Source organism: Streptomyces sp. CMB-StM0423 (assembly GCF_002847285.1).
Lineage (GTDB): Bacteria > Actinomycetota > Actinomycetes > Streptomycetales > Streptomycetaceae > Streptomyces.
The window spans coordinates 640,421-652,917 of the sequence record NZ_CP025407.1; the positions used below are offsets into that span (position 1 = coordinate 640,421).

Genomic DNA, 12,497 nt, shown 5'->3' on the forward strand with positions numbered 1-12,497 from the left:
GCCGGGTTCGTCGTCATGCGTCGGCCGCTCCCCGCACCACCGCCGCCAGCCGTTCGAGCGCGGCCAGGCTGTGCCCGGCCACGAAGGCGTCGACATGCGGCAGCACGGCGGCCATGCCGCCGGCGAGCGGCGCATAACCGGGCCGCGCCTTGCGCGGGTTGGCCCACACCACCCGGTGGGCCAGCCGGTGCAGCCGGCGGGCCTGGGCGCCGAGCAGGGTGACGTCGCCGCGCTCCCAGCCGTCGGAGAGCACCACGACGACCGCGCCGCGGGCCAGGCCGCGCTGCCCCCAGCGGTCGAGGAACGCCCGCAGGGTCTCGCCGAGCCGGGTGCCGCCGCTCCAGTCCGGTACGGCGGTGCCGACCGCGGCCAGCGCTGCGTCCGGGCCCCGGTGGGACAACTGCCGGGTGACGCGGGTCAGCCGGGTCCCGAGCGTGAAGACCTCGGTGGCGGGGGCGGGGCGGCCGTGGCGGGCGGCGTGGGCAAAACGCAGCAGGGCGTCGGCGTACGGGGACATGGAGCCGCTGACGTCGAGCAGCAGCACGACGCGGCGCGGTTTCCGCACCGGGGCGCGGCGGCGCAGCGCGGCCGGTTCGCCGCCGCCGCGGAGCAGTTCCCGTACGGTACGCCGCGGGTCGACGGCGCCGCGGCGGGCCGGGCGGCGGCGGGCGGTGCGGCGGTGCTCGCCGCGGAGCGCGAACGCCGTGCGCAGCCGGTGCAGTTCTGCCCGCTCCGCGGCGGTGAGCCCGGCGATGTCGCGGTGCCGCAGCACCTCGGCGGAGCCGGCGCGGGCGGCGGCGGGCGCCGCGGGACCGGTGCGGTCGCCGTCGTCGCCGGGCGCCTCGGCGGCGGCGGGCGCGGGGCGGCGGACGCGGGGCGGCGGTGCGGTACGGGGCGGGCGCGGGGGCGCCGCGCGGCCCCCGAAGTACGCGGCGAACGCGCGGTCGTAGGGTGCCAGGTCCTCCGCGCGGCCGCAGAGCGTGACCCGGCCGGCCCAGTACACGTCGCGCCGCCCGGTGCCCAGCGCGTCGACGGCGCCGAGGAACGCCTGCACCCGCTCGCCGTCGGCCGCCACCCCCGTCTCCCGCAGCGCCCGCGCGAAGCCGACGAGCACGGCGACGCCGTCGCCCCAGGCGCCGTTCGCGGCCGGGCCCCTGGCGGCGGCGGCCGGGCCCGGGACCGTACGTCCGGAATCCGGCACACCCGCGTCCCGCCCGCCCCGGCCCGTACCCCGGCCGTCCCCCTCTTCTCCCCGCTCCCCCACCGCGGTCAGCTTCCCCGGGCCGCGGCCAGCAGCCCCCGCAGGTCCAGTGCCACCGCCCGCTCGGTGTCCTCGCGGTACTTCAGCACCGAGCCCAGCGTGGCCACCGCCAGGTCGGCGTCCAGCTCCGTCGCGCCGAGCGCCGCCAGCGCCTCCGCCCAGTCGATCGTCTCCGCCACCCCCGGCGGCTTGACCAGGTCCAAGCCGCGCAACTGCTGCACCGCCGCGGTCACCTGCTCGGCCAGCCGCCGCGCCACCCGCGGGCGGCGGCTGCGGACGATCGCCAGCTCGCGGGCGTAGCCGGGGTGCGCGAACCAGTGGTAGAGGCAGCGCCGTTTGAGCGCGTCGTGGACCTCGCGGGTGCGGTTGGAGGTGAGCACGACCACGGGCGGGGTCTCGGCCCGCAGCGTGCCCAGCTCGGGGATCGTCACCGCGTACTCCGACAGCAGCTCCAGCAGGAACGCCTCGAACTCGTCGTCCGCGCGGTCGATCTCGTCGATCAGCAGCACGCTCGGGCTCGTCCGCAGCGCGCGCAGCAGCGGGCGGGCGACGAGGAACCGCTCGCCGTACAGCTCGTCCTCCAGGCGGCCCGCGTCCGTGACGCCCGCCGCCTCCGCCGCCCGCAGGTGCAGCAACTGGCGCGGGAAGTCCCAGTCGTAGAGGGCCTGGGAGGCGTCGATGCCCTCGTAGCACTGGAGCCGGATCAGCGGCGCGCCCATGACCTCGCTGAGGGCGGCGGCCAGCGCGGTCTTGCCCGCGCCCGCCTCGCCCTCGCAGAACAGCGGGCGGTGCAGGGTGAGGGCGAGGTGGCAGGCGGTGGCGAGGCCGTCGTCGGCGAGGTAGCCCGTCGCCTCCAGCCGGGCCCGCAACTCCCCGACGGACGCGGGCCGCACGCCCTTCGCGGGTACGGGCCGTGCGGTCCCCGGCGCGGGCCGCACGGCCTCCGGCGCCCGCGCGTCGCGGGCGCCGCCGTGCGGCCCGCGCTTCTCCGGCTCCCCCGCCGGCTCCTCACGCGCCACCGCGCTCGCCTCCTCCGGCACCGGCCGTCCCGTCCCGGCGGCCCGTCACGCCGGCCCGGCCGCCGCGGCGAGCACCGCCCTGCGGGTGAGCACCCGGGCGAGATGCGCGCGGTACGCGGCGGAACCCGACAGGTCCGCCGCCGGACGCGTGCCATCCGCCGCGGCCGACGCCGCCTGGGCGACCGACTCCTCCGTCGTGTCGGCCCCGGCGAGCGCCGCCTCGACGGCCGCCGCCCGCACCGGCGTCGGGCCCATGCTCGTCAGCCCGATCCGGGCCTCGGCGATCCGCCCGCCGCCGTGCCGCACCGCGGCGGCCACCCCGACGAGGGCCCACGCCTGCGCCGCCCGGCTGAACTTCTCGTAGCGGAAGCCCCAGCCGTCGTACTTCGGCACCCGGATCTCGGCCAGCAGTTCGCCCGGCGCCAGCGCCGTGGTCAGGTAGTCGGTGAAGAACTCCCGCGCCGGGACCGTCCGCCGCCCCGCGGGTCCCACCGCGGTCAGCTCGGCGTCCAGCGCGAGCGCCACCGCCGGCAGGTCGGCCGCGGGGTCGGCGTGGGCCAGCGAGCCGCCGAGGGTGCCGCGGTGCCGCACCGCCGGGTCGGCGACGGTGGCGGTGGCCGCGGCGAGGAGCCCGGCGTGGCGGCGTACCAGCGGTTCTGCGAGCACCTCGTGGTGGGTCGTCAGCGCGCCGATCACCAGCGCGTCGCCGTCGTCGCGTACGCCGCGGAGCCCCGGGATCCGGCCGGCGTCCACGACGAGGTCGGGGAAGGCGAGGCGCATCCGCAGCAGCGGCAGCAGGCTCTGCCCGCCGGCGAGCACCTTCGCCTCGCGCCCGGCGGCCTCCGCGTCGGCGAGGGCGCTCACGGCGGCGCCGACCGACTCGGGGCGTACGTAGTCGAATGCCGCGGGAATCATGCCGGGTCCCCCTTCTGCGCGTCCTGGATCGCCCGCCAGACGCGCTCCGGCGAGCAGGGCATCCGCACGTCGGTGACGCCCAGCGGGCGCAGCGCGTCGACGACCGCGCCGACGACCGCCGGGGTGGAGGCGATCGTGCCGGCCTCGCCGACGCCCTTGACGCCCAGCGGGTTGGACGTGGCGGGCGTCTCGGTGCGGTCGGTGACGAAGTCGGGCAGGTCGGGGGCGGCGGGCACGTGGTAGTCGGCGAAGGTGCCGGAGACGAGGTTGCCGTCGTCGTCGTAGACGGCCTCCTCGTACAGCGCCTGCGCGATGCCCTGTGCGAGGCCGCCGTGCACCTGGCCCTCCACGATCAGCGGGTTGACGACCTTGCCGACGTCGTCCACGGCGACGTACGAGCGGATGCGGACCGCCCCGGTCTCCGTGTCCACCTCGACCGCGCAGAGGTGGGTGCCGTGCGGATACGAGAAGTTGTCCGGCTCCACGACGTGTCCCGCGTTGATGGTCGGCTCCATGCCGTCGGGCAGGTCGTGGCCGGTGAAGGTCGCGAAGGCGACCTCCTGGATCGTCTTCGCCGCCTCCGGTGAGCCGCGGACGGCGAACGTGCCCGCCGTGAACTCCAGGTCCTCCTCGCTCGCCTCCATCAGGTGGGCCGCGACCCGGCGCGCCTTGCCGACGACCTTCACCGCCGCCTCGTGCACGGCGACGCCGCCGACGACGAGCGAGCGCGAGCCGTACGTGTCCATGCCCTGCGGCGCGATGCGCGTGTCGCCGTGGAGCACGTCGACGTCCTCGACGGGCACGCCGAGCACGTCGGCGGCGATCTGGCTCCAGGTGGTGGCGTGCCCCTGGCCGTGCGGGCTGGTGCCGGTGATCACCTCGACCTTGCCGGTGGGCAGCATGCGGATGCTCGCCGCCTCCCAGCCGCCGGCCGCGTACCGCAGGTCGCGCAGCACGCGGCTGGGCGCCAGGCCGCACATCTCGGTGTACGTGGAGACGCCGATGCCGAGCCGCACGGTGTCGCCGCGTGCGTGCCGCTCGCGCTGCTCGGCGCGGAGGGCGGCGTAGCCGAAGTGGGCGAGGGCCTTGTCGGTGGCGGCCTCGTAGTTGCCGCTGTCGTAGGTGAGGCCCGCGACCGAGGTGTACGGGAACTCGCCGTGCCCGATCCAGTTGCGCCGGCGCAGCTCGACGGGGTCGATGCCGAGTTCGGCGGCGAGTTCGTCCATGACGCGCTCGACGGCGTACGTGGCCTCGGGGCGGCCGGCGCCGCGGTAGGCGTCGGTGGGGGTCTTGGTGGTGAAGACGCCGGTGCAGTGGAAGGCGTAGGCGTCCATCTTGTAGATCCCCGGGTACATGAAGGCGCCGAGGATGGGGATGCCGGGGGTGACGAGCATGAGGTACGCGCCCATGTCGGCCAGCAGGTCGACCTTCATGCCCAGCAGCCGGCCGTCGCGGGTCGCGGCGACCTCGACGTCCTGGATCTGGTCGCGGCCGTGGTGGGTGGCGAGGTAGCCCTCGGAGCGGGACTCGGTCCACTTCACCGGACGGCCGAGCCGTTTGGCGACGACGAGCGCCAGGGCCTCCTCCGCGTACACCTGGAGCTTGGAGCCGAACCCGCCGCCGACGTCGGGGGCAATGACGCGGATCTTCTGCTCGGGGATGCCGGTGACGACGGCGAGCATGAGGCGCAGGATGTGCGGGATCTGGGTGGCGGAGTACAGGGTGTACTCGTCGGCGCCGGTGGCCGCGGGGGCGGCGACGACGGCGCGGGGCTCCATGGCGTTGGGGATGAGGCGCTGCTGTACGTAGCGGCGGGTGACGACGACGTCGGCGCGGGCCCTGGCGGCGGCGTAGTCCCCGCTCGCCAGCGGCCAGTCGAAGCAGCGGTTGGTGCCCTTGTCCGCGTGCACGAGCGGGGCGCCGTCGGCGAGCGCGGCCTCCATGTCGAGCACGGGCGGCAGCGGGGTGTAGTCGACCTCGACGGCCTCCAGCGCGTCGGCGGCGGCGTAGCGGTCGCGGGCGACGACGACGGCGACGGGGTCGCCGGCGTGGCGCACCTCATCGCCGGCCAGCGGCGGGTGGTCGGGGTGGACGATGTCCTCGGTGACCGGCCAGGCGCAGGGCAGGGAGCCCAGCTCGCCGTCGAGGTCCGAGGCGCCGAACGCGGCGACGACGCCGGGGCGTTCGCGGACCGCGGTGAGGTCGAGGCGGTCGATGCGGGCGTGCGCCATCGGGCTGCGCAGCACCGCCATGTGGAGCATGCCGGGCAGGGTGATGTTGTCGGTCCAGCTCGTCCGGCCGGTGACCAGACGGGCGTCCTCCTTGCGCGGGTGGGAGCGGCCGATGGCCGGGGCCGCCTGCTCTGCGGTGGTCATATCGCGGCCTCCCCGCGGTCGCCGGCTCCGGCGTCGGTCCCTGCTCCTGCTCCGGCCCCTGCTCCTGCTCCGGCCCCTGCTCCTGCTTCGGCCGCGGCGAGGACCGCGCGCACGATGTTCTGGTAGCCGGTGCAGCGGCAGAGGTTGCCCTCCAGTCCTTGCCTGACCTCCTCGGCGGTCGGGTGCGGGTTGGCGCGCAGCAGGTCGCGGGCGGCGAGGATCATCCCGGGCGTGCAGTAGCCGCACTGCAGCCCGTGCTCCTCGTGGAAGGCGCGCTGGAGCGGGTGCCACCGGCCGTCCTCGGCGAGCCCCTGGATCGTCGTCACCTCCGCCCCGTCCGCCTGAACGGCCAGCATGGAACAGGATTTGACGCTCGCGCCCGCCACGTCGACCGTGCAGGCACCGCAGTTGCCGGTGTCGCAGCCGACGGGTGTGCCGGTCAGGCCCAGGCGGTCGCGCAGGTAGTGCACGAGGAGCAGGCGCGGCTCCACGTCGTCCTCGTAGGTCGTGCCGTCGACTGTGACCGAGATGCGGCTCATGTGCCCTCCCCGGAACGGACGGGTCCGTGGCGCTGTCGTGTGCGCCACTGTAGGACCGCATCCGAGGCGGGGGAACCAGGCTCCGTCCTCAATCTCCCGTCTGCGGCCCGCCCTGCGGGCGAACGACGCGAGATCGAAGACAGACCTAGGCCGTCGTACGCAGGAATTCCCCGAGGCCCGCGACCAGCCGGTCGACGTCCTCGGCCGAACTGTACGGCGCGAGACCCGCCCGCAGGCCGCCGCCGTCGCCGAGGCCGAGGCGGCGGGATGCCTCCAGGGCGTAGAAGGAGCCGGAGGGGGCGTTGACGCCGCGCTCGGCCAGGAAGCGGTACGCGTCGGTGGTGGTGCGGCCTTCGAGGGTGAGCAGCAGGGTCGGGGTGCGGTGGGCGGCGCGGGAGCGCAGGGTGACGCCGGGCAGTCCGGCGAGGCCGTCCTCCGCGCGCAGCCGCAGCGCGTCCTCGTGGGCTTCGATCGCCGCGTACGCCCGGATCAGCCGCGCCCTGCGGTCACCGCCGGCGGCGGGCTCGGGGTCGAGGCCGGCGAGGAAGTCGACCGCGGCGCGGGCCCCGGCCAGCAGCTCGTACGGCAGCGTGCCCTGCTCGAAGCGCTGCGGCACCGCGTCGGTGGCGGGCAGCAGCTTGTCCGGCGCGAGGCTGCGCAGCAGTTCTGGACGGGCGCCGAGCACGCCCAGGTGCGGGCCGAGGAACTTGTACGGGGAGCAGACCACGAAGTCCGCGCCGAGCGCCTCGGCGTCGACGGCGGCGTGCGCGGCGTAGTGCACCCCGTCGACGTGGACCAGGGCCCCCGCATCGTGGGCCATCCGGGCCAGCTCCGGCACCGGCGGCCGGGTACCGAGGAGGTTGGCGGCGGCGGTGACCGCGACCAGCCGGGTCCGCTCGGAGAGCACGGCGGCCAGATGACCGGGGGTCAGCTCGCCGGTGTCCGGGTCGAAGTCGCACCAGCGCACCGCGGCCCCGGCGCGCTCGGCGGCCTGCACCCAGGGGCGGATGTTCGCGTCGTGGTCGAGGCGGGTGACGACGACCTCGTCGCCCGGCCCCCACGCGCGGGCGAGGGTGCGGGCGACGTCGTACGTGAGCTGGGTGGCGCTGCGCCCGAAGACGACGCCGCCGGCCGGCACGCCGAGCAGGTCGGCGAGCGCGGCCCGGGCGCCGGCCACGATCGCCTCGGCGTTGCGCTCGGCGGCGGTGACGTGGCCCTGGTTGGACAGCGGGGCCGCCAGCGCCGCCGCCATCGCCTCGATGACGGGGGCGGGCGTCTGGGTGCCGCCGGGGCCGTCGAAGTAGGCGGTCCCGTCCTTCAGCGCCGGGATGCGGGCGCGTAGCGCGGCCAGGTCGTACGTCACGGGCGGCCTCCTGCCTGGTGCCGGGGGATCACCAGTGTGCGCGCTCACCCCCGGCGCGCGGGAGACCGCCCGCGGCTCAGGCGACGGTGACCGGGTGCCGGACGACCGCGTCGAAGAGGTAGCCCTGGTCGTTGTGGACGGTCTGCGCGGGCTGCGTCCTGCCGCTCACGTCGGTGGCGCGGGCGCGTACGTCGGCGGGGCCGGGACGCTCCGGCCGCCAGGTGGCCGACCAGCGCACCCAGCCGTCGGCGCGCGGGGCGTCGGCGAGCTTGGCGCGGCGCCAGGTGACGCCGCCGTCGGTGCTGACCTCCACGGCCCGCACACCGCCCGCGCCGGACCAGGAGCGGCCGGTCAGGCGGTGGGTCTCGCCGGCGGCGAGGGTGGCGTTCCAGGGCAGTTCGAAGGCGCTCTTGAGGGTCTGCCGGCTGAGCGGCTCGCTGCCCTCGGGCGGGTAGGCGGTGCCGAACAGCCGGTAGAAGTCGGTGTTCCACGGCGAGTACAGCGGCTCGGCGGAGACCTGCACGTCGCCGACCCACTTGATGGAGGAGATGCCGACCCACGACGGCACGAGCACGCGCACCGGGTGCCCGTGGTCGGCGGGCAGCGGCTCGCCGTTCATCTCGTACGCGAGGATCACGTCGTCCAGCGCCTTGGCCACGGGCAGCGGGCGGCGCACGTGGCCGAGGTTGATCCCGTCCGCGACGTATTCGTCGTCGAGCCCGCTCGGCATCACGTCGACCGCGTGCCGGGTGAGCCCGGCCCGCCGCAGCACGTCGCCCAGCCGGGCGCCGCGCCAGCGCGCGACGCCGATGGCGCCGAGCGACCACGAGGTGCCGGAGACGGTGCCGCCCTGCTGGGAGGCGAAGAGGCTGCGGCCGTTGCCCGCGCACTCCACGAACGCGGACCTGGCCGCGGACGGCAGTGCCTTGAGGTCGTCGAGCCCGAACTCGGCCCCGCCGCCGCGCAGTCCGTCGCCCCAGACGCGCAGGCTCCACTCGGCGGCGTCGAGCACGGGGGTGGCGGTGTGGTTGCGGACGAAGAAGCGGTCGGCGGGCGTGAGGTAGCCGGTGTCCTTCAGGGCGGGCCAGTTGGTCTCGGCGTTGGTGCCGCGGATCGTGAACAGCTCGGGCGGCAGCGGCTTGACGATGCCGGCGGCGGCCCGGGGCGCGGCCGGCGCCGCCCCCGCCGGTGCCGCGCCGAGGGCGCCCAGCGCGCCGGCCCCGCCGGCGGCGGCGAAGAGCCGGAGCATGTCGCGCCGGGCGACGCCCGGGGTGCGGGCGTCGCCGTCGAGCCACTGGCGCAGGCGGCGGCGGTCGTACGAGGTCTCGTCGGACGGCTGCGTTTTCGGCATGACGTCGATCATCCGGGCGACCGTCCACAGAACGCCATGGCCCGTTTGTGAAGAACTCGTGAAATCACCCGGAGGGCGTACGGGCCGCCGGCCGGGCCCGCGCGGGGGCGAACCGGGGCGCGAGTGACGAGCGTTCGTGCGAGGTACGGGTGCGACGGACCGCGCCTGCGGGTGGATTGCGGGCGCGGGGGGCGTAGTCGGGCGTGGCGCGGAGCAACTTCGGGCCGTGACCCGGGAGAAGACACCGCGCGCGGCGCGGCCCGCCGTACGCGCCGCCGTGCTGCTGGCGGCGCTCGCCACCGGCCCCGCCGCGGCCGCCGGCGCTGCCCTTGCCGCCGGCCCCGCCGCCGCCGACGCCCCGCGGACCGCCGCCGTACCGGGGTGGGCGCGGCCCGCCGACGGGTGCGTGCGCATCGGCGTGGACCTGCCGCTGGACGAGCTGGGCCGGATCGCGCGGGAGCAGGGCGTCGGGGAGGCGGTACGGCAGGGGTGCGGCAAGAAGCCCTCGCCGACGCCCACCCCCGCGCCGCCCGAGCCCACGCCGACCCCGACCCCCACGCCGAGCCCCACCCCGACGGCCACGCCGTCCCCGCCGTCGCCTGCGCCGTCGCCACGTGCACCCGCGCCCGACCCGCCGGAGCCCGCCGCACCCGAGCCCGCCGCGCCGCCGCCCACCGTGCCCGTGCCCCCGGCCCCCACGCCGACACCCACCCCCGCGCCCACCCCCGCACCCTCAGCCTCGCCCAGCCGCACGCCGAGCCCTGATCCCTCCCCCACCCCTTCGCCCTCGCTGCGGCCCCTCTACCACGAGCCGCCGCCCCGGGAAGTCGACGAGGGCACCTCGCCCGTCACCAGAACGCTGCTCTTCGTCGCCCCCGCGATTCTCGCCGCCGCCGCGCTCAGCGGCTCCGGCGCGGCGGCCCGCAACCGCTCCTGACCGCCCCGCAGCCCGACCGCCGGAGGCCGGCCCGTGTCCGAATGGCTCATGCTCACCCTCGCGATGGCCGCGGCCATCGCGGTCGTCGTGCTCATCACCGTCCTCCGGCACCGCCGCCCGGACGAGGAGTTCGACCCCACCGAGACCCCCGACGTCATCGAGTACATGACGATGATGATCGGGGTGGTGTACGCGATCGTGCTGGGTCTGGCCATCGCCGGCGTCTGGGAGGCGAAGGGCAGCGCGGAGGACTCGGTGCAGCGGGAGGCGTTCGCGCTGCACGAGACGAGCGAGCGGCTCGCCGAGTACCCGGCCCCGGTGCGCGAGGAGATCCGGGCGGACATCGCGGCGTACGTCGGCTACGCGGTGCACGAGGAGTGGCCGGCGATGCAGGACGGCGAAGGACTGAGCGAGCGCGGTGACGAACTGCTGGACGAGGTGCGCCGCGGGCTCTTCGCGTACGCGCCGGAGACCGACGCCGAGAACCGCGCCGCCTACGCGGTCGGCGACCAGATCGCCGCGGCCGAGGAGGCGCGCAACGAACGGGCGTTGAACTCGGGGCCGACGATGCCGTCGCTGGTGTGGTTCGGGCTGATCGCCGGCGGCCTGGTGGCGATGGGCATGGTCTTCGCGCTGCAGATCCAGCGCTCGGCGCGCGAGTTGATCCTCGCCGGGCTGCACAGCGGGCTGCTGGCGTTCCTGCTCTTCCTGGTCTGGGAGTTCGACCAGCCCTACGTCCGCGACTCGGCGGGCATGCTGGAGCCGTTCACCACGCTCTTCCCGAACGCCGCCGGCTGACACCCCGGCGCTCCCCCCGCGTCGGTGAGGGCCGGGGCGCCGCCTCAGGTTGTAGCGTCGCCGCATGACGCACTCACCGACCGCACCGGTACCGGGCGCCGCGGGCCCCACGTTCGACATCGGCGGCGACATGCCGGTCGGCCGCATCGGCTACGGCACCATGCGGCTCACCGACCACCCCGGCATCCTCCCGTCGGAAGCGGTCATCTGGGAGCCGCCGCGGGACCGGGCCGGCGCCGTCGCCGTGCTGCGCCGCGCGGTCGAGCTGGGCGTGGGGCTCGTCGACACCGCCGACTCGTACGGCCTCGGCGCCGTCGAGGAGGTCGTCGCCGAGGCGCTGCACCCGTATCCGGAGGGGGTCGTGGTCGCCACGAAGGCCGGGCTCGCCCGGCCCGGCCCCGGGCAGTGGGTGCCGCTGGGGCGCCCCGCGTATCTGCGGCAGCAGGCGGAGCTGAGCCTGCGCCGGCTGCGTACCGACCGCATCGACCTGTTCCAACTGCACCGCGTCGACGCGGACGTGCCGCTCGCCGACCAGGTCGGGACGCTGAAGGAGCTCCAGGACGAGGGCAAGGTGCGGCACATCGGGCTGTCCGAGGTCGACGTCGTCCAACTGCGCGCGGCGCGCGAGATCGCCACGATCGCCTCCGTGCAGAACCTCTACAACCTCGCGATGCGCCAGCACGAGGCCGTCGTCGACTACACCGCCGCCGAGGGCATCGCCTTCGTGCCGTACTTCCCGATGGCCGTCGGCACGCTGGCCGCGCCCGGCGGCCCGGTCGCGGAGGTGGCGGCCGAGCTGGGCGCCACGCCGGCGCAGACGGCGCTGGCCTGGCTGCTGCGGCGGGCGCCGAACGTGCTGCCCATCCCGGGCACCACGTCGCTCGACCACCTGGCGGAGAACGCGGCGGCGCGGGATCTGGCGCTGTCGGACGAGCAGTTCACCCGGCTGTCGGCGCTCGGCGGCTGACCGGGCGCGGGGCGAGGCGCTACGGGCAGCGCACGACCTGGCCCGCGTACGACAGATTGCCGCCGAAGGCGAAGAGCAGCACCGGCGCGCCGGACTCCACCTCGCCGCGCGCCACCAGCTTGGAGAAGGCCAGCGGCACACTCGCCCCCGAGGTGTTGCCCGACTCGGTGACGTCGGTGGCGACGACGGCCTGCGGGGCGCCGAGGCTGCGCGCGAGCGGCTCGATGATCCGCAGGTTCGCCTGGTGCAGCACGATCGCGGCGAGGTCGGCCGGCGCCACGCCGCCGCGCTCGCAGACCCGGCGGACGATCGGCGGCAGCTCCTTGACGGCCCAGCGGTAGACGGCCTGGCCCTCCTGGGCGAAGACGGGCGGTGAGCCCTCGATACGTACCGCCGATCCCATCCCGGGCGCGGAGCCCCACACGACGGGGCCGATGGCGCCCGCGTCTTCGGGCCCCGCCGCGGGGGCGACCACGGCGGCACCGGCGCCGTCGCCGGTGAGGACGGCGGTGGAGCGGTCGTTCCAGTCGGTGACGCCCGTCAGTTTCTCCGCGGCGATGACCAGGGCGCGGCTCGCGGCGCCGGCCCGGAGGGTGTGGTCGGCCTGGGCGAGGGCGTGGGTGAAGCCGGAGCAGGAGACGTTGACGTCGATGGCGGCGGGCGAGGGGATGCCGAGCCGCTCCGCGACCCGCGCGGCCATGCTCGGCACCCGGTGCTCGGCGGTGCAGGTGGCGACCATGACCAGGTCGACGTCCTCGGTCTTGGTGCCGGCGCCGGCGAGTGCCTTGGCGGCGGCGTGCGCGGCCATCATGTCCACGGTCTCGTCGTCGGCCGCGACGTGCCGGGCGCGGATACCGACCCGGCTGCGGATCCACTCGTCGTTCGTGTCGACGAACGTCGCCAGGTCGTCGTTCGTCAGCACCTTGCCGGGCTGGTAGTGGCCGAGGGCGAGGATCCGCGATCCGGTCATGG

At 76.1% G+C, this 12,497-nt stretch carries 11 protein-coding genes; 3 read left to right on the forward strand and 8 right to left on the reverse strand.

Translation table 11 applies throughout. The features are described 5' to 3' along the window. Window positions 1–13: 13 nt before the first annotated feature. The 7 genes from CXR04_RS02655 to CXR04_RS02685 form a co-directional block, all read right to left on the reverse strand. Entirely contained in the window at window positions 14–1,201 is a 1,188-nt protein-coding gene (locus tag CXR04_RS02655; RefSeq protein WP_234380004.1) for a vWA domain-containing protein, read from the reverse strand. A 68-nt stretch (window positions 1,202–1,269) separates the two neighbouring features. Continuing rightward, window positions 1,270–2,280, reverse strand: coding sequence for an AAA family ATPase (locus CXR04_RS02660; RefSeq protein ID WP_101420292.1), 1,011 nt, complete (start codon window positions 2,278–2,280; stop codon window positions 1,270–1,272). A gap of 45 nt (window positions 2,281–2,325) precedes the next feature. After that, a complete protein-coding gene (locus CXR04_RS02665; protein ID WP_101420293.1) occupies window positions 2,326–3,195 on the reverse strand; it encodes an FAD binding domain-containing protein in 870 nt (289 codons plus the stop codon). Continuing rightward, a complete protein-coding gene (locus CXR04_RS02670) occupies window positions 3,192–5,570 on the reverse strand; it encodes a xanthine dehydrogenase family protein molybdopterin-binding subunit (protein WP_101420294.1) in 2,379 nt (792 codons plus the stop codon). The genes CXR04_RS02665 and CXR04_RS02670 overlap by 4 nt, the downstream gene beginning before the upstream one ends. Further along, window positions 5,567–6,109 carry a (2Fe-2S)-binding protein gene (locus CXR04_RS02675; protein ID WP_234380005.1) on the reverse strand — a complete coding sequence of 181 codons (543 nt, stop codon included), beginning with the start codon at window positions 6,107–6,109 and terminating at the stop codon, window positions 5,567–5,569. Before CXR04_RS02675 ends, CXR04_RS02670 begins: the two co-directional genes overlap by 4 nt. Before the next feature lie 145 nt (window positions 6,110–6,254). Next, window positions 6,255–7,472 carry a cysteine desulfurase-like protein gene (locus CXR04_RS02680; RefSeq protein WP_101420295.1) on the reverse strand — a complete coding sequence of 406 codons (1,218 nt, stop codon included), beginning with the start codon at window positions 7,470–7,472 and terminating at the stop codon, window positions 6,255–6,257. 76 nt (window positions 7,473–7,548) lie between these two features. After that, window positions 7,549–8,835, reverse strand: coding sequence for a sulfite oxidase (locus CXR04_RS02685; RefSeq protein WP_101420296.1), 1,287 nt, complete (start codon window positions 8,833–8,835; stop codon window positions 7,549–7,551). A gap of 214 nt (window positions 8,836–9,049) precedes the next feature. Between CXR04_RS02685 and CXR04_RS35085 the strand changes: the two genes are divergently transcribed. The 3 genes from CXR04_RS35085 to CXR04_RS02700 all read left to right on the forward strand — a co-directional run bounded on the left by CXR04_RS35085 (window position 9,050) and on the right by CXR04_RS02700 (window position 11,525). Next, a complete protein-coding gene (locus CXR04_RS35085) occupies window positions 9,050–9,760 on the forward strand; it encodes a hypothetical protein (RefSeq protein ID WP_101420297.1) in 711 nt (236 codons plus the stop codon). A 33-nt stretch (window positions 9,761–9,793) separates the two neighbouring features. Then, complete coding sequence (locus CXR04_RS02695) at window positions 9,794–10,558, forward strand: bestrophin-like domain (RefSeq protein ID WP_101420298.1); 765 nt, start codon at window positions 9,794–9,796, stop codon at window positions 10,556–10,558. Window positions 10,559–10,622: 64 nt separating this feature from the next. Further along, window positions 10,623–11,525: an aldo/keto reductase gene (locus CXR04_RS02700; protein ID WP_101420299.1), complete on the forward strand. Its 903-nt coding sequence runs from the start codon at window positions 10,623–10,625 to the stop codon at window positions 11,523–11,525. Window positions 11,526–11,544: 19 nt separating this feature from the next. Here CXR04_RS02700 and CXR04_RS02705 read toward each other — a convergent pair whose 3' ends face one another. Beyond that, entirely contained in the window at window positions 11,545–12,495 is a 951-nt protein-coding gene (locus CXR04_RS02705) for a beta-ketoacyl-ACP synthase III (protein WP_101420300.1), read from the reverse strand. Between the last annotated feature and the right edge of the window lie 2 nt (window positions 12,496–12,497).